Annotated in this window: 16 protein-coding genes; 7 read left to right on the plus strand and 9 right to left on the minus strand. The window is 58.6% G+C overall.

The window, feature by feature from the left end; genetic code table 11:
- Positions 1 to 169 precede the first annotated feature (169 nt).
- The 3 genes from ACIQVE_RS16395 to ACIQVE_RS16405 all read right to left on the minus strand — a co-directional run bounded on the left by ACIQVE_RS16395 (position 170) and on the right by ACIQVE_RS16405 (position 3,451).
- A complete protein-coding gene (locus ACIQVE_RS16395; protein WP_007916700.1) occupies positions 170 to 925 on the minus strand; it encodes a DeoR/GlpR family transcriptional regulator in 756 nt (251 codons plus the stop codon).
- A 95-nt stretch (positions 926 to 1,020) separates the two neighbouring features.
- Positions 1,021 to 2,523, minus strand: a complete 1,503-nt coding sequence (glpK, locus tag ACIQVE_RS16400) for a glycerol kinase GlpK (RefSeq protein ID WP_402810181.1) — start codon at positions 2,521 to 2,523, stop codon at positions 1,021 to 1,023.
- Positions 2,524 to 2,599: 76 nt separating this feature from the next.
- Positions 2,600 to 3,451 carry an MIP/aquaporin family protein gene (locus ACIQVE_RS16405; RefSeq protein WP_402810183.1) on the minus strand — a complete coding sequence of 284 codons (852 nt, stop codon included), beginning with the start codon at positions 3,449 to 3,451 and terminating at the stop codon, positions 2,600 to 2,602.
- A 375-nt stretch (positions 3,452 to 3,826) separates the two neighbouring features.
- Here ACIQVE_RS16405 and ybaK point away from each other — a divergent pair, with 375 nt between their 5' ends.
- Both ybaK and ACIQVE_RS16415 read left to right on the plus strand, forming a co-directional pair.
- The gene (gene ybaK / locus ACIQVE_RS16410; RefSeq protein ID WP_402810185.1) at positions 3,827 to 4,297 is read left to right on the plus strand and encodes a Cys-tRNA(Pro) deacylase; all 471 of its coding nucleotides are present in this window, start codon (positions 3,827 to 3,829) and stop codon (positions 4,295 to 4,297) included.
- A gap of 98 nt (positions 4,298 to 4,395) precedes the next feature.
- Positions 4,396 to 5,178, plus strand: coding sequence for a PhzF family phenazine biosynthesis protein (locus tag ACIQVE_RS16415; protein WP_402810186.1), 783 nt, complete (start codon positions 4,396 to 4,398; stop codon positions 5,176 to 5,178).
- 151 nt (positions 5,179 to 5,329) lie between these two features.
- Here the strand turns inward: ACIQVE_RS16415 and ACIQVE_RS16420 are convergent, their stop codons facing one another.
- Together ACIQVE_RS16420 and argF are read right to left on the minus strand one after the other, a co-directional pair.
- The gene (locus tag ACIQVE_RS16420; RefSeq protein WP_402810188.1) at positions 5,330 to 6,439 is read right to left on the minus strand and encodes an ABC transporter ATP-binding protein; all 1,110 of its coding nucleotides are present in this window, start codon (positions 6,437 to 6,439) and stop codon (positions 5,330 to 5,332) included.
- Positions 6,436 to 7,356, minus strand: coding sequence for an ornithine carbamoyltransferase (gene argF / locus ACIQVE_RS16425; protein ID WP_402810189.1), 921 nt, complete (start codon positions 7,354 to 7,356; stop codon positions 6,436 to 6,438). The genes ACIQVE_RS16420 and argF overlap by 4 nt, the downstream gene beginning before the upstream one ends.
- A 404-nt stretch (positions 7,357 to 7,760) precedes the next feature.
- On the opposite strand from argF, the gene ACIQVE_RS16430 reads away from it, so the two are divergent.
- The 3 genes from ACIQVE_RS16430 to grxD all read left to right on the plus strand — a co-directional run bounded on the left by ACIQVE_RS16430 (position 7,761) and on the right by grxD (position 10,730).
- Entirely contained in the window at positions 7,761 to 8,051 is a 291-nt protein-coding gene (locus tag ACIQVE_RS16430) for a hypothetical protein (RefSeq protein ID WP_150592781.1), read from the plus strand.
- A gap of 134 nt (positions 8,052 to 8,185) precedes the next feature.
- Positions 8,186 to 10,291: a molybdopterin oxidoreductase family protein gene (locus ACIQVE_RS16435; RefSeq protein WP_402810191.1), complete on the plus strand. Its 2,106-nt coding sequence runs from the start codon at positions 8,186 to 8,188 to the stop codon at positions 10,289 to 10,291.
- 97 nt (positions 10,292 to 10,388) lie between these two features.
- A complete protein-coding gene (gene grxD / locus ACIQVE_RS16440) occupies positions 10,389 to 10,730 on the plus strand; it encodes a Grx4 family monothiol glutaredoxin (protein WP_042560740.1) in 342 nt (113 codons plus the stop codon).
- Between the two features lie 119 nt (positions 10,731 to 10,849).
- Here the strand turns inward: grxD and bfr are convergent, their stop codons facing one another.
- Both bfr and ACIQVE_RS16450 read right to left on the minus strand, forming a co-directional pair.
- Entirely contained in the window at positions 10,850 to 11,323 is a 474-nt protein-coding gene (gene bfr / locus ACIQVE_RS16445; RefSeq protein ID WP_103305481.1) for a bacterioferritin, read from the minus strand.
- A 200-nt stretch (positions 11,324 to 11,523) separates the two neighbouring features.
- Positions 11,524 to 11,742: a bacterioferritin-associated ferredoxin gene (locus ACIQVE_RS16450; RefSeq protein ID WP_003227725.1), complete on the minus strand. Its 219-nt coding sequence runs from the start codon at positions 11,740 to 11,742 to the stop codon at positions 11,524 to 11,526.
- Positions 11,743 to 12,056: 314 nt separating this feature from the next.
- Between ACIQVE_RS16450 and ACIQVE_RS16455 the strand changes: the two genes are divergently transcribed.
- Positions 12,057 to 12,659, plus strand: coding sequence for a peroxiredoxin (locus ACIQVE_RS16455; protein WP_003227723.1), 603 nt, complete (start codon positions 12,057 to 12,059; stop codon positions 12,657 to 12,659).
- Between the two features lie 73 nt (positions 12,660 to 12,732).
- Here the strand turns inward: ACIQVE_RS16455 and rnt are convergent, their stop codons facing one another.
- The gene (gene rnt / locus ACIQVE_RS16460) at positions 12,733 to 13,410 is read right to left on the minus strand and encodes a ribonuclease T (protein WP_007916667.1); all 678 of its coding nucleotides are present in this window, start codon (positions 13,408 to 13,410) and stop codon (positions 12,733 to 12,735) included.
- Entirely contained in the window at positions 13,407 to 14,453 is a 1,047-nt protein-coding gene (gene pyrC / locus ACIQVE_RS16465; protein ID WP_042560737.1) for a dihydroorotase, read from the minus strand. Before pyrC ends, rnt begins: the two co-directional genes overlap by 4 nt.
- Positions 14,454 to 14,613: 160 nt before the next feature.
- Here pyrC and ACIQVE_RS16470 point away from each other — a divergent pair, with 160 nt between their 5' ends.
- On the plus strand, positions 14,614 to 15,522 hold the full coding sequence (locus ACIQVE_RS16470; protein ID WP_402810194.1) for an OmpA family protein: 909 nt from the start codon (positions 14,614 to 14,616) through the stop codon (positions 15,520 to 15,522).
- Positions 15,523 to 15,722 lie beyond the last annotated feature (200 nt).

Consider the following 15,722-nt stretch of genomic DNA (forward strand, 5'->3'; position numbering starts at 1 on the left):
TGGAAATCGAACATGAATGTTCATTTGCGAAAATGGTAGCCCATAAACACGCGCACAGCCAGTCGCATTCGATTGAAAAAACTCATCGAAGGGCGGGGAAAGGAAAATTTTCGAACATTAAAGGCAAAAGATCGCGCCGGGATCGGACGATCTTTTGATCTTGAGGGGGTTAAACCACTTCCAACCGAATCTTGTGCTGGCTCAACAACTGCGCCAGCGCCGGCACCGGTTGCTGATCGGTCACCAGGCAATCAATCAGGCTGATCGGCCCGAGCCGGATCATCGCGTTACGCCCGAACTTGCTTGAGTCCGCCGCCAGAATCACCTGGCGTGCATTGGCAATGATCGCCTGCGAAACCCGCACTTCCTGATAATCGAAGTCGAGCAGACTGCCGTCCTCGTCGATGCCACTGATACCGACCAGCGCGAAATCAACCTTGAACTGATTGATGAAATCCACACTCGCCTGACCCACCACACCGCCATCGCGACGGACATTGCCGCCAGTCAGCAGCACATCAAAATCATCCTTGGCGCTGAGCATCGACGCCACGTGCAGGTTGTTGGTGATGATCTTCAGGTGGTTGTGATTGAGCAGGGCGCGGGCAATCGACTCGGTGGTGGTACCGATGTTGATAAACAGCGAGGCGTGATCGGGAATCTGTGCGGCGATGGCTTCACCGATGCGTTGTTTTTCATCGCGCATCTGATCGGCGCGCATCGCATAGGCCGTGTTTTCGACGCTGGAATCATAGGCAGCGCCGCCGTGGTAGCGACGCAGCAGATTAGCTTCCGCGAGCTGATTGATATCGCGGCGGATGGTTTGCGGGGTAACAACGAACAGCGTGGCCATTTCCTCGATGCTCACATAGCCGCGTTCGCGAACCAGCTCGAGGATTTGCTGCTGACGGGGAGGCAGATTCATGGGGCTTCCTTTGGGCTGCCGTGCAAAATTTGCCCATGATGCCGCAGGAATCCGCTCCCGACCAGTTTCCAGCTTTAGTCAGTCCTCAGACTGGCTTATTCAGCGTCCTCACGCGCCCAGTCACGGGTACGGCTGACGGCTTTTTTCCAGCCTTTATAGAGCTTCTCTTTCTCGACTTCGTCCAGGCTTGGTTCGAACTCGCGCTCGATCACCGCTTTGCCACGCAGTTCGTCCAGGCTGCCCCAGAAGCCGCACGCCAGACCGGCCAGATACGCCGCGCCCAGTGCAGTGGTTTCACGCATTTGCGGGCGCTCGACCTGGGTGCCGAGGATGTCGGCCTGGAACTGCATGAGGAAGTTGTTCGCTACCGCGCCACCGTCCACGCGCAGGGCTTTGAGGCGTTCGCCGGAGTCCTGTTGCATGGCGTCGAGTACGTCGCGGGTCTGGTAGGCGATCGATTCCAGCGCGGCACGGATGATGTGATCCACGCGCACACCGCGAGTCAGGCCGAACAGCGCGCCACGGGCATACGGGTCCCAGTACGGCGCGCCGAGGCCGGTAAAGGCCGGCACCAGGTACACGCCGTTGCTGTCCTTGACCTTGCTGGCGAAGTATTCGGTGTCGTGGGCGTCGTTGATGATTTTTAGCTCATCGCGCAGCCATTGGACGGTCGAGCCGCCGTTGAATACCGCACCTTCCAGCGCATAAGCGACTTCGCCACGCGGACCGCAAGCGATGGTGGTGAGCATGCCGTGCTTGGATTTCACCGCTTTGTCGCCAGTGTTCATCAGCAAGAAGCAGCCGGTGCCGTAGGTGTTTTTCGCTTGGCCCGGCTCGACGCACATCTGGCCGAACAGCGCCGCTTGCTGGTCACCGGCGATACCGCCGATGGCAATGCCGCTTTTGGTGCGGCCGTAGATTTCCGAGGAGGCTTTCACTTCCGGGAGCATTTCGCGCGGGATGTCGAGGATCTCCAGCATCTTCGCGTCCCACTCAAGCGAGTGGATGTTGAAGAGCATGGTGCGCGAGGCGTTGGTGTAATCGGTGACGTGCACCTTGCCGCCAGTGAATTTCCAGATCAGCCAGCTATCGATGGTGCCGAACAGCAGCTCGCCGTTACGCGCACGCTCGCGGCTGCCTTCGACGTTGTCGAGGATCCACTTCAATTTGGTGCCGGAGAAGTACGGGTCGGTGACCAGACCGGTGGTGTCGCTGATGTACTCTTCGTGGCCATCGCGCTTGAGCTGCTGGCAGATCTCGGTGCTGCGGCGGCACTGCCAGACGATGGCGTTGTAGACCGGACGGCCAGTGGTCTTGTCCCAGACGACGGTGGTTTCACGCTGGTTGGTGATGCCAATGGCGGCAACCTGATCGTGATGCAGACCGGCCTGGGCCAGCGCTTCGACCATCACCGCGCTCTGGGTGGCGAAGATTTCCATCGGGTCGTGTTCAACCCAACCGGCTTGCGGGTAATGCTGGGCGAATTCGCGCTGCGCGGTGCACACAACGTTCGCATCGCGGTCGAAAATGATCGCGCGGGAACTGGTCGTACCCTGATCGAGGGCAATGATGTAGTTCTTATTCTGAATGTCGGTCATGTCGATTGCCTTGGACGAAATAAGGGAGAGTGGGCCGTGGCGCAGGTTCTATTGGCAGGAACGTGCGCCGACTGTTTCAAGAAGTTCTTGGTTTGCCGTCAATGGCCGGTTCTGCATCCTTTGTAGCAGGTGTGGCGCCGGTCAGGTGACGGGCGATGAGCCCGCGATACCCGGCAGCGCCGAGGCAGGCACCGACAATCGGTGCAAAAATCGGAATCAGGAAATATGGAATGTCACGGCCGCCAGTGAAGGAAATTTCACCCCAGCCAGCGAAGAAAGTCATCAGTTTCGGACCGAAGTCACGCGCCGGGTTCATCGCAAAACCGGTCAGCGGGCCCATCGAGCTGCCTATCACTGCGATCAGTAAGCCGATCAGCAGAGGCGCCATCGGGCCTTTCGGTAAGCCGTTGTTGTCATCGGTCAGGGCCATGATCACGCCCATCAGGATTGCGGTAATGATCATCTCGACCAGGAAAGCCTGGGCGGTGGACAGTGCCGGGTTCGGGAAGGTGGAGAACACCGACGCCAGCTCAAGGCTGGCGGCCGAGCCACGAACCATTTGATGGGTTTGTTCGAAATCGAAGAACAGGTTGCTGTACAGCGTGTAAACCAACAGCGCACCGCAGAAGGCGCCGGCAAGTTGCGCGAGGATATAGAACGGCAGTTTGCGCTTTTCAAAATCCGCGAAAATCGTCAGCGCGATGCTCACGGCCGGGTTCAGGTGCGCGCCGGAAACACCGGCCGTGAGGTAGATCGCCATACTCACGCCGACGCCCCAGATGATGCTGATTTCCCACAGACCGAAGCTGGCGCCCGCGACCTTGAGCGCGGCGACACAACCTGTACCGAAGAAGATCAGGAGTGCAGTGCCCAGGAACTCGGCCATGCATTGGCCTGAAAGCGATGGTTGCTGTAAAGCAGTTGTCATTGAAAACCTCAGTTTTTGTTTTTGTCTGGCGCGTTGCCGACAGGGCAAGGCGCGATTTTCTCCGAGGCAGGATCCCCATCCTGTTCCCGGTTTACTGCTGGGTGCTGCTATGACCACAATTCTTACATTATTCAGATTCGAAAAAATATAGACAAGAAACAAACCTGTCAAAGGTCGAAAGTGAACTGTCGGTCACAATGTAACTATTCGCTGGGTGAATGATCCTGTAGCGCTGGCGCGCAATGGTGCGCTCGGAATGCCCACAAGCCACGGGAAACGTGGCTTGGAATAGAGCCTTTTGCGCTGTGATTGCCTAGAGTGATCGCCTAGAATCCGGGGCAGCATTTTCCTGCCACTGCCGAGCCCGGAGTTGCCATGACCCCTGCGTTGGACTTGTTGAAAAAAGTTCGTGCCGAACATCGCGTGCACAGTTACGAACATGACCCGAAGGCCGCGTCCTATGGGCTGGAGGCCGCAGAGAAACTTGGCCTTGAGCCTGCGCAGGTGTTCAAGACGCTGCTGGCGGCCAGTGAAAAAGGTGAATTGCTGGTGGCGGTGGTGCCGGTCGTCGGAAGTCTCGATCTCAAAGGACTGGCGCATGCAGCAGGGGTGAAAAAAGTCGAGATGGCGGACCCGGCGGCGGCTCAACGCTCCACTGGATATTTGCTAGGCGGAATCAGCCCTCTGGGGCAGAAAAAACGCCTGCGCACCTTCATCGATGACTCAGCCCAGGGTTTTGCGACTATTTATGTCAGCGCCGGTCGACGAGGGCTGGAAGTCGAGTTGGCGCCAGCAATACTCGCCGAACATACCCAGGCGAAATTTGCCGATATTGGCCGTGCGTGACATTCGCCGGCGCTGTATGAAGAAAATTCGCCGGATCTGTCACTGGCGCTGATTTCATCGTGGCTGCATGCTCGGCCGACTGACTTAGGGAGAAGGTTATGCAGCTCGAGTTTTATCAGGTCGACGCGTTCAGTGATCGGCCCTTCAGTGGCAATCCGGCAATGGTCTATCGGCTCGATGCGTGGCTCGCGGATGAGTTGATGCAGAAAATCGCCGCCGAACACAATCTGGCGGAAACCGCGTTTATGGTGCGTGAAGGCCAGGCCTGGCATATCCGCTGGTTTACCCCGACCACCGAAGTGCCATTGTGCGGTCACGCGACGCTGGCCAGCGCTTATGTGCTGTTCGAGATCTACAAGGAAAGCGCTGAGCGTATCAACTTTACCTGCAAGTGCGGGCCGCTGAGCGTTAGCCGTGAGGATGGCCGCTTGTGGCTGGATTTTCCGTCGATTGAGCCATCGGAGATCGACGTGAAGCTGGATGTCGAGCGTGCGCTGGGGGTCGAGGCGGTGGAGGTGCTGGGCTCAAACGAACTGTTCGTGGTGCTGGAATCGGAGCAGGCGGTGCTCGACTGCAAACCGGACATGGTCGCGTTGGCCAAACTGCCGTGGCTGGGCGCTATCGTCACTGCGCGTGGCAATCAGCATGATTTCGTCTCGCGTTATTTCGCCCCGGCGATTGGCATCAATGAAGACCCGGTTACCGGTTCGACTCATTGCAGCTTGATCCCTTACTGGTCGAAACGTCTGGGCAAATCGAGCCTGACCGCGTGTCAGCGTTCGGCGCGCGGCGGGGAGTTGTTCTGTCGGCTTGAGGGTAAGCGGGTGAAGATCGGCGGCAATGCAACGCTCGTTGCGAGCGGTACGCTGATCCTCAGTTAATGTAAAACCCTTGTAGGAGTGAGTCAGTGTGGCGAGGGGATTTATCCCCGTTGGGTCGCGAAGCGGCCCCAGATCCTGCGACTGCTTCGCAGCCGAACGGGGATAAATCCCCTCGTCACAGAGGCTCACTACTACAGGGGAATGTGTAGGGTCAGAGAGCGGTGCTGTAGCGCCGAACACCGCTTTCCACTGCCGGAATCTGCGCCGCCGTACTGCCCGAAGCCTGGAACAACACCAGATGTTCGGCCGCAACGCGAATCCCTACCTCGGCACCCACCTGATGGTCTGCGTGGCTGGGGAAAATCGACTCCAGCTGTGCCCCGGTTGGTAGCAGCAGGCGATACAGCGTCGATGCCCCCAAGAACGTCTTGCCGACAATCTGCGCCTTCAACGCGCTATCCGGTGCATACACGATGTCGTCCGGACGCAGCAACACATCCACCGCCCCACCAATCGGCCAGGTATAAGCCCGATTGCCGCGCAGTTCGCCGAGTTCGGTTTGCACCGATTCCGGGCTGGCGAGCTGGCCGCGAATGAAGTAGCCCTGACCAATGAAACTGGCAACAAACTGGGTTGCCGGTTCGTGATACAGGTTGTACGGCGTGTCCCATTGCTCCAGTCGACCTTCCTTGAAAACGCCGACGTGATCGCTCACGGCAAAGGCTTCTTCCTGGTCATGGGTCACCAGAATCGCGCTGGTGCCACGGGCCTTGAGGATGTCGCGCACTTCGTGGCTGAGTTTGCGACGCAGCTCGCCATCGAGGTTGGAGAAGGGTTCATCAAGCAGCAGCAATTGCGGCTCGGGCGCCAACGCACGGGCGAGGGCGACGCGCTGTTGCTGGCCACCGGACAACTCGTGCGGGAAACGCTTGCCGAGGTTTTTCAGGTTGACCAGTTCCAACAACTCTTCAGTGACGCGCTCTTTCTGCGGATGCTTACGGATGCCGAAGGCAATGTTGTCCGCGACGCTCAGGTGCGGAAACAGCGCGTAGTCCTGGAACACCATGCCGATCCGGCGTTTCTCCGGGGCGAGGGTGAAACCGGCGCTGGAGATGACTTCGCCACCGAGCTGGATTTCACCTTCGTGCACCGGTTCGAAACCGGCGATGGCGCGCAGGGTAGTGGTCTTGCCGCAGCCGGACGAGCCGAGCAGGCAGCCGATGTCACCGGCGTTGAGGTGCAGATTGAGGTTCTGCACCACACGTTGGTCTTGATAGCCGCAAGCGAGGTTGCGCAGGTTCAGCAGTAATTCATGGCTCATGCGTGGTGATATGCCGGCTCGACGAGAAATTCGAGCAGCGCCTTCTGTGCGTGGAGACGGTTTTCTGCCTGATCCCAAGCGACGGAGCGCGGGTCATCCAGCAGGTCGAGACTGATTTCTTCGCCACGGTGGGCCGGCAGGCAATGCAGGAACAAGACGTCCTCGGCCGCGAGGTCGAGCAGGGCGCGGTTGACCTGGAACGGTGCGAACAGCTTGAGGCGCTTGGCGGTTTCCTCTTCCTGGCCCATGGAGGTCCAGACGTCGGTGCTCACCAGATGTGCGCCGCGTGCGGCATCCTTTGGATCGCGGACGATGGTCACACGATCGCCGGCCTTGGTGACAAATTCCGGGTTTGGCTCGTAGCCTTCCGGGCAGGCAATGCGTAACTGGAAGTCGAACTGGATCGCCGCTTCTATATAGCTGTTGCACATGTTGTTGCCGTCGCCGATCCAGGCAACCGTCTTGCCCTGGATCGAGCCACGATGCTCCAGGAAGGTCTGCATGTCGGCCAGCAACTGGCACGGGTGCAGGTCATCGGACAGGCCGTTGATCACTGGCACGCGCGAGTTGGCGGAAAATTCGGTCAGGGTGCTATGGGCAAAAGTACGGATCATCACCGCATCGAGCATGCTCGACATGACGATGGCGCAGTCGCCGATCGGCTCGCCACGGCCCAGTTGCGTGTCGCGCGGCGAAAGAAAGATCGCCTGGCCGCCGAGCTGGATCATGCCGGCCTCGAACGAGATCCGGGTGCGGGTCGAGGATTTCTCGAAGATCATGCCCAGCACGCGGTTTTTCAGAGGCTCGAACAGTACGCCGCGGTTACGCAGGTCCTTGAGCTCAACGCCTCGACGGATCACGCTGACCAGCTCTTCGGGCGTGCAATCCATCAGGGAGAGAAAGTGCCTTGCGCTCATCATTGACTACCTTTTGCTACAAACCGCAGATACTCAAAGCCTTGTTTAACGGAACAACGGGCGAGACCTGCGGCGTAAGCCGCACGGGGGCGACGAAATAGGGGGAGGCGCGATATTGACACTAAATGTCGCGTTTTTCCAATAGGCTACAGTTTTTGCGGGATTCGGAGGGCGGGCGGCAAGTTGCAGCCACGCATTTGAAGCCGGGTTCATTACAGCAGCGAGCCTCTTTGTACACTGGCCTTAAGGGGCTTGGCAATCAGGCGCGGCGGTGATGGCGCCAAGCGGGTCGGTATAAGAACGGGTAATTGCGCAATCGCTTGGTCGGATGTTCACGCTGAAATATTTGCTAAAGCAAAGTGCTGAGTTATAAATAGCCTTCGAGCGACGCAGGAAGCCTCCGCATGGAATCGAAAGAACAACTGTTAATGGATTTGCTGGGCCACACGGCTCGCTCTTTGACCCATCTCACCGCTTCAATGACCTCGATGTCTTTCGAACTGCTGCGCAGCGAAGACGAAGTGGTCAAGGCCGCCAGCCGGCAGATGATCGATCGTATGGCGACCATCAGTGCCGGGCTCGACGAGCATTGGCGCTTGATCGGCGAACTCACCGGCGTTCACATCGCCCATGAGCAGATCGAAACCATTCAGGAAATCCAGCTGGCGCCGCCACCCTCTCTGCCGATCAATTGATCGTGGCGGGCTATCGGCTCGCCTGATGGCCGCCGATTCACAAGACGAACGTCGCTGGCGCCGTGTCGGCACACGGGCCATAGTTTTGTTCCCGCAGGCGTTGTTGCCTGCCCAGAACAAAACAGAGACTGGCCATGACCAAGACTCTCCATCACCGTGCTTGCCACCTGTGTGAAGCCATCTGCGGTTTGACCATCGAAACCACCGAAACCGATGGCGCTGTCGCGATCACCTCGATCAAGGGTGATGCACTCGACACGTTCAGCCGTGGGCACATCTGCCCCAAGGCTGTGGCCCTGCAAGACATTCAGAATGATCCTGATCGCCTGCGCCAGCCGATGCGCCGCGTCGGTAGTGAATGGCTGCCGATCGAGTGGGACGAGGCGTTTGCGCTGGTGGCCGAGCGTCTGGCGGCGATCCAGGAGCGGCATGGGCAGAATTCGGTTGCCGTGTATCAGGGCAACCCGAGCGTGCACAACTATGGGCTGATGACCCACAGCAATTATTTCCTCGGCCTGTTGAAAACCCGAAACCGCTATTCCGCGACATCGGTCGATCAACTGCCCCATCACCTCAGCAGCTACTTGATGTACGGCCACGGCTTGCTGCTGCCGATCCCGGACATCGATCACACTGATTTCATGCTGATCCTCGGCGGCAATCCTCTTGCGTCCAACGGCAGCATCATGACGGTGCCCGACGTTGAGAAACGGCTGAAAGCGATTCAGGCCCGTGGCGGCAAAGTGGTGGTGGTCGATCCGCGACGCAGTGAAACGGCGGCGATGGCTGATCAGCATTTGTTCGTGCGTCCCGGAGGCGATGCGGCGTTGTTGTTTGGTTTGGTCAACACGTTGTTTAGCGAAGGCCTGACCCGCGACAGTCATTTGCCGGTGGAGGGCCTGGACGAAGTGCGCGCGGCTGTCTCGACCTTCACCGCCGAAGCCATGAGCCCGCTGTGCGCGGTGCCCGCCGAGCAAATCCGCCAATTGGCCCGAGACTTCGCCGCCGCGCCGAGTGCGGTATGTTATGGCCGGATGGGCGTTTCCACCCAAGCGTTCGGCACGTTGTGCCACTGGCTGGTGCAGTTGATCAATCTGGTCACCGGCAATCTGGATCGTGTTGGCGGGGCACTGTGCACAGAGCCCGCAGTGGATCTGGTGGCGTCGACCTCGGGCGGGCATTTCAACAAATGGCAGAGTCGCGTTTCAGGGCGTCCTGAATATGGCGGCGAACTGCCGGTGTCGGCGCTGGCCGAAGAGATGCTCACCGCAGGCGAAGGGCAGATCCGCGCGCTGATCACCGTGGCCGGCAATCCAGTGCTGTCGACACCCAACGGTCGACAACTCGAACAAGCGCTGGACGGTCTGGAATTCATGGTCAGCATCGACCTGTACATCAACGAAACCACGCGTTATGCGGACCTGATTCTGCCGTCGACGTCGGCGCTGGAGAACGATCACTACGACACCACGTTCAACCTGTTCGCGGTGCGTAACGTCACTCGCTTCAATCGCGCGATCCTCGGTAAGCCCGAGGGAGCGCTGCATGACTGGGAAATCTTTGTCGGCCTGGCCAAGGCCTTCGCCGAGAAAACCGGCAAGGAATTGAAGCCGACCATGCCGCCTGCAAAGATGATCGACATGGGCTTGCGCATGGGGATGTACGGTGACGCCTCCGAGCATAAGCTGTCGCTGGCGACGCTGTTCGACCATCCCCACGGCGTTGATCTGGGCGCGTTGAAACCCAATCTGGCCGCGCGCCTGAAAACGCCAGATCAACGCATACAGGCTGCGCCGCCAGAGATCCTCGCTGACCTGGCGCGGTTCGCCGCCTTGCAGGCACCGGCTGCCGATGAGTTGTTGATGATCGGCCGCCGGCATGTGCGCAGCAACAATTCATGGATGCACAACTATCATCGTCTAGTGAAGGGCAAGCCGCGTCACCAGTTACTGATGCACCCGGATGACCTCGCCAGCCGGGGGCTCAATGATGGACAGCTTGTACGGGTGAGTTCACGAGTCGGGCAGATCGAAGTGGAAGTGCTCGGCAGCCTCGACATGATGAAAGGCGTGGTCAGCCTGCCGCACGGTTGGGGGCATGCGCGTCCGGGCGTGCAGATGGCGATCGCCAGCAGTCAGCCGGGATCGAGCGCCAACGACCTGACCGATGAATGTCAGCTCGACGAGTTGTCCGGGAATGCGGCGCTCAATGGTGTGCCGGTGACCGTGGCGGCGGCTTGAGTATGTCTGTCGGGGAGACCGAGCAGGGCGCTCGGGATTCCGTTACAATGCGCCACCGTGCCGACCCGTGAGTCGGAAAGTTCAGCCGAGGTGCTCCATGGATATCATCGAAACGATTAAAGAGCAGATTGCCAACAACACCATTCTGCTTTACATGAAAGGCTCGCCGAATGCCCCACAATGTGGCTTTTCCGCGAAAGCTGCACAGGCTGTGATGGCGTGTGGTGAAAAGTTTGCGTACGTGGACATCCTGCAGAACCCGGAAATCCGCGCCAACCTGCCAAAGTACGCCAACTGGCCGACTTTCCCGCAACTGTGGGTCGGCGGTGAACTGGTCGGCGGTAGCGACATCATGACCGAGATGTCGGCAGACGGTTCGCTGCAAAGCACCATCAAGGCGGCTGTTGAAGCCGCTGCTGCGAACAAGTCCGAAGCCTGATTGGCTTTTGTAGGGGCCAGCAGGCTGGCTCCTACAGGGGTTTCGGTAACGACCGGAGTCCGGGCAATAAAAAGCCCCGCACCTCGAAAGAGGGCGGGGCTTTTTAGTGGGCGACTGACTTACTCTTCGCCCATCTGCGATTGCAGGTAGTTCTCAAGACCGACTTTATCGATCAGGCCCAGCTGGGTTTCCAGCCAGTCGATATGTTCTTCTTCGGATTCGAGAATGTCTTCGAGCAGTTCACGACTGCCGAAGTCGCCAACGGTTTCGCAATGGGCGATCGCGGCTTTCAGGTCAGCGTGGCCGGTCTTCTCGATACGCAGGTCGCACTCCAGCATTTCCCGGGTGTGCTCGCCGATGTGCAGCTTGCCCAGATCCTGCACGTTCGGCAGGCCTTCAAGGAACAGGATGCGCTTGATCAGCTTGTCCGCGTGCTTCATCTCGTCGATGGATTCTTTGTACTCGTGCTTGCCCAGCTTGTTCAGGCCCCAATCTTCATACATGCGCGCATGCAGGAAGTACTGATTGATCGCGACCAGCTCATTGGCAAGGATCTTGTTGAGATGCTGGATGACTGTAATGTCGCCTTTCATGATCGGAGTCCTGCCCTGTAATAGCTGTATATAAGGCGGAGTTTGAGCTTCGTATTTATAAGTGTCAAACCTAAGTTATTGAATAATATATGAAAATTAATCGGAATAAGAATGTTTGTGTTCCGCGTCTAGAGCCTAAGCGATTGATTTACAGGCATAAAAAAACCGGACATAAGTCCGGTTCTTTGAAATAGGGGGAATTACGCAGCAGTAAATTCTACCGGATAGGGAATCGCGGCCTGGGCGGTTTGCAGTTTGGTCAGGGTTTCGCGAACCACTTCCTTGGCAAGGCAGGCACATTTGCCACATTGGCTGGCGACGCCGGTGGCCTGGCGAACTTCTTTATAGCTGCAGCAACCTTCATAGATCGCTTCGCGGATCTGTCCGTCGGTGACGCCAGTGCAGAGACAAACATACATAAGTGAGAACCGTCGCTGGTTGTGACTCAATTGCGATGGATCTTAATGTTAACGAGAATGATTGTCAAAGTGCTTTCGGAAGCCTTTTCACCAGATTGGCGCATGACTGACGAACGGTGATTACTGGCGATCTGCCTGGCCCCGTAAATGCAGCCTTGCGATCGGCAAGCTGCAAAAAACCGTTAAGGACAGGCCAAAAACGCAGTGTATGATGGTCGGCCCTTGCGAAGGGGGTTCGTGTCACAGGGCTGTCGCCTGAGGGTGACAGGCTGGCCCGGACCCTGAACTTCAAGTTTTTACACCCCCCGCTATCAATCAGCGTACTCGTAGGCAAACAAGCCCCAGACTTCACCGTCCCGGCCGTACTCGGCAATGGCGAGATCGTTGACAGCTTCACCCTGTCCTCGGCCATCAAAGGCAAATACGGCCTGGTGTTCTTCTACCCACTGGACTTCACCTTCGTCTGCCCGTCCGAGCTGATTGCTCTGGACAACCGCATGGCTGACTTCAAGGCTCGCAACGTTGAAGTGATCGCTGTGTCGATCGACTCGCACTTCACCCACAACGCCTGGCGCAACACCCCAGTGAACAATGGCGGCATCGGCCAGGTGAAATACACCATGGCTGCCGACATGAAGCACGACATCGCCAAGGCTTACGACGTTGAGTCCGAAGGCGGCGTGGCTTTCCGTGGCGCATTCCTGATCGACGACAAAGGCGTTGTTCGCTCGCAGATCATCAACGACCTGCCACTGGGCCGTAACATGGAAGAGCTGATCCGTCTGGTCGACGCTCTGCAATTCCACGAAGAGCACGGCGAAGTTTGCCCTGCCAACTGGAAAAAAGGCGACAAAGGCATGAACGCTTCGCCAGAAGGCGTTGCGGCTTACCTGACCGAGAACGCTGCTGCCCTGTAAGGCGCAACGTTGCGGTACAAAAAAACCGGCCCACGTGGCCGGTTTTTTATGAGCGGGAGAAAACCGACCAGGATCAGTCGTCGAAATCTTCCCAGCCGCCCATCTGTTTCCAGCGATTGACGATGCCGCAGAACAGCTCAGCGGTTTTCTCGGTGTCGTAACGCGCCGAGTGCGCCTCACGTCCGTCGAAATCGATGTCGGCAGCCTGACAGGCTTTCGCCAGTACGGTTTGGCCGTAAGCCAGGCCGGCCAGCGTCGCAGTGTCAAAGCTTGAGAACGGGTGGAACGGATTGCGCTTCATGTCCAGTCGCGCAACGGCGGCATTCAGGAAGCCCAAGTCGAAGCTGCTGTTGTGGCCGACCAGAATCGCACGCTTGCAGCCGTTGGCTTTCAGCGCCTTGCGGATGCCACGGAAGATGTCGGTCAGGGCTGTCTCTTCGCTCACGGCCATGCGCAGCGGGTGATCCAGCTTGATTCCGGTGAACTCCAGTGCCGCCGCTTCAATGTTGGCGCCTTCGAACGGCTCGACACGGAAGAAGTAGGTGTGATCCGGATAAACGAAACCCTTTTCATCCATGGCGATGGTGGTCGCGGCAATCTCCAGCAACGCATCGGTGGCCGAATTGAAGCCACCGGTTTCTACGTCGACAACAACCGGCAGGTAGCCGCGAAAGCGTGCTGCCATTGGATGACGGGAACCGCCTCCGCCACTTTGACCGTCCAGTTCGTCGTCGAAATGGTCTTCACTCACGCGTGTTCCTCCAGCAGGCGCCAGCGCAGTTTTTCACCGGCGCGCAGCGGGATAACGGTCAGCTCGCCAAATGGCAGGCTGGTTGGGGCGGTCCATTCGTCACGAACCAGGGTAATGCGATCGGTGTTCACTGGCAGGCCATAGAAGCGCGGGCCGTTGAGGCTGGCAAACGCTTCGAGCTTGTCCAGCGCATTGCGCTGTTCAAAGGCTTCGGCATACATCTCGATGGCGGCGTACGCGGTGTAGCAGCCAGCACAGCCGCAAGCGGCTTCCTTGGCGTGCTGGGCGTGCGGCGCCGAGTCGGTGCCGAGGAAGAACTTCGCGCTGCCGCTGGTAGCGGCATCGAGCAGGGCTTCCTGATGGGTGTTGCGCTTGAGGATCGGCAGGCAGTAGAAGTGCGGCCGAATCCCGCCCACCAACATGTGGTTGCGGTTGTACAGCAGGTGATGCGCGGTGATGGTCGCGCCAACGTTGGCCGGGGCCTCGTTGACGAACTGCACGGCGTCGGCGGTGGTGATGTGTTCGAAAACAACTTTGAGCGTCGGGAAACGCTCGACCACACGACGCATATGCTCATCGATGAAGATTTTTTCGCGGTCGAACACGTCGACATCGCCACGGGTGACTTCGCCGTGAATCAACAGCGGCATCCCGACTTCGGCCATGGCCTCGATTGCCGGGAAGATCTTGTCGATGCTGGTGACGCCAGAATCCGAATTGGTGGTGGCGCCGGCCGGGTACAACTTGGCGGCGTGCACGAAACCGCTGGCCTTGGCCTCGCGAATTTCTTCGGGCTGGGTGCGGTCGGTGAGGTACAGCACCATCAACGGCTCAAAGCGACTGCCGGCCGGGCGGGCAGCGAGAATCCGCTGTCGATAACCGTCGGCTTCAGCGGCGTTGCGCACCGGTGGTACCAGGTTGGGCATGATGATGGCGCGACCAAACGTGCGCGCAACATCGGCAACGGTATTGGTCAACACGGCACCATCGCGAAGATGAATGTGCCAGTCGTCGGGACGCAGCAGGGTCAGGCGGTCGGACATGAGGGGATTCCAGGCGGGTCAAACTGAGGCGAATGCTACCGGAAAAGACTCTTGCAGGCACTCGCTATCAAGTTTTGCGGGAACCTTCCGATATCCCGTAGGTATGCCGTAAACGTAGTGTGATTCGGTCTTTGTGTTCAAGAAGCCATTGGAGCCTCCCGTGCGCCAGCGATATTTAGCCTTGCTCAGTGTGTTTGCCAGTTTTCCCGCGATGGCGCTTACGTACCAGACTCGCCTGGAGAACATTGAGTGGACGGTCGCCGGCGATAAGTTCGAGTGCCGCCTGACACAACCGATCACAGATTTCGGCTCGGGTGAGTTCGTGCACAAGGCCGGCGAACAGGCGATCTTCCGTCTGAATGCCTACAACGCCATGCTCGGCGGCGGTTCGGCGACGTTGCTCGCAGCCGCCGCACCCTGGCAGCCGGGGCGCGGTGACATCAACCTGGGTTCCGTAAGACTGGGCAGCGGCAACGTCTTGTTCAACAGTTCGCAGTCTCAGGCCGGTGGTTTGATCAGTGGCCTGATGGATGGGCGCAGCCCTGTTGTTCGTCGAGCCTCAGGCGATGGTCGGGTCTCGGAAGTGCGTTTGTTGCCGGTCAGATTCAATAAGGCCTTCAACGATTACCAGAGCTGTGTGGCGAAGTTGCTGCCCCAGAATTTCGAACAGGTTAAACAGTCGCAGATCGGCTTCCCCGGCGAAGGCATCGAACTGGATGCCACCGCCAAGGCCAAGCTGCAAGTAATGCTCGAGTACATGAAGGCTGATCCGACGGTCAATCACATCGAACTCGATGGCCACTCGGACAACAGCGGTAACCGCCTGACTAACCGCGAACTGTCCCGGCGTCGGGCCTTGGCCGTGGTTGATTTCTTCAAGGCCAACGGCATTCAGGAATCGCAGATCACCGTGCGTTTCCATGGCGAGCGCTATCCTCTGGCGCCGAACACCAATGCGGCCAACCGCGCCAAGAACCGTCGGGTCAATGTGCACCTCGCGCGAGTCGCCCCGACTACCGCCCCAGCACCCACCGCCAGCACGCCAGCCAGCGCCGCGGCGACTTCCTGACCCGCCGGTCATCGTCGCGCTCTCGACAGATTCTGTCGCTTTGTCGTCTTAAGCTGTCGCGCCTCTGTAAATTATCGCGTTTGGGCGGTAGACTCCTCGGCTTTCCGTAGAACCCCGTGGAGTGATGGCATGGCGGACGTATTGAATGTCGTTCTGTCGTATTCCGGGGGACTTGTCAGTTTGTTGTTTGTCTTTTGTTT

The organism is Pseudomonas sp. NPDC098747 (assembly GCF_044760045.1).
Lineage (GTDB): Bacteria > Pseudomonadota > Gammaproteobacteria > Pseudomonadales > Pseudomonadaceae > Aquipseudomonas.

What these genes read in the sequence shown, in the direction of transcription:
- argF (WP_402810189.1), bottom strand. Translation starts at nt 7,356, where the DNA reads ATGAGCGCAAGGCACTTTCTCTCCCTGATGGATTGCACGCCCGAAGAG.
- ybaK (WP_402810185.1), top strand. Translation starts at nt 3,827, where the DNA reads ATGACCCCTGCGTTGGACTTGTTGAAAAAAGTTCGTGCCGAACATCGC.
- pyrC (WP_042560737.1), bottom strand. Translation starts at nt 14,453, where the DNA reads ATGTCCGACCGCCTGACCCTGCTGCGTCCCGACGACTGGCACATTCAT.
- grxD (WP_042560740.1), top strand. Translation starts at nt 10,389, where the DNA reads ATGGATATCATCGAAACGATTAAAGAGCAGATTGCCAACAACACCATT.
- ACIQVE_RS16450 (WP_003227725.1), bottom strand. Translation starts at nt 11,742, where the DNA reads ATGTATGTTTGTCTCTGCACTGGCGTCACCGACGGACAGATCCGCGAA.
- ACIQVE_RS16435 (WP_402810191.1), top strand. Translation starts at nt 8,186, where the DNA reads ATGACCAAGACTCTCCATCACCGTGCTTGCCACCTGTGTGAAGCCATC.
- ACIQVE_RS16430 (WP_150592781.1), top strand. Translation starts at nt 7,761, where the DNA reads ATGGAATCGAAAGAACAACTGTTAATGGATTTGCTGGGCCACACGGCT.
- glpK (WP_402810181.1), bottom strand. Translation starts at nt 2,523, where the DNA reads ATGACCGACATTCAGAATAAGAACTACATCATTGCCCTCGATCAGGGT.
- ACIQVE_RS16395 (WP_007916700.1), bottom strand. Translation starts at nt 925, where the DNA reads ATGAATCTGCCTCCCCGTCAGCAGCAAATCCTCGAGCTGGTTCGCGAA.
- ACIQVE_RS16420 (WP_402810188.1), bottom strand. Translation starts at nt 6,439, where the DNA reads ATGAGCCATGAATTACTGCTGAACCTGCGCAACCTCGCTTGCGGCTAT.
- ACIQVE_RS16405 (WP_402810183.1), bottom strand. Translation starts at nt 3,451, where the DNA reads ATGACAACTGCTTTACAGCAACCATCGCTTTCAGGCCAATGCATGGCC.
- ACIQVE_RS16415 (WP_402810186.1), top strand. Translation starts at nt 4,396, where the DNA reads ATGCAGCTCGAGTTTTATCAGGTCGACGCGTTCAGTGATCGGCCCTTC.
- bfr (WP_103305481.1), bottom strand. Translation starts at nt 11,323, where the DNA reads ATGAAAGGCGACATTACAGTCATCCAGCATCTCAACAAGATCCTTGCC.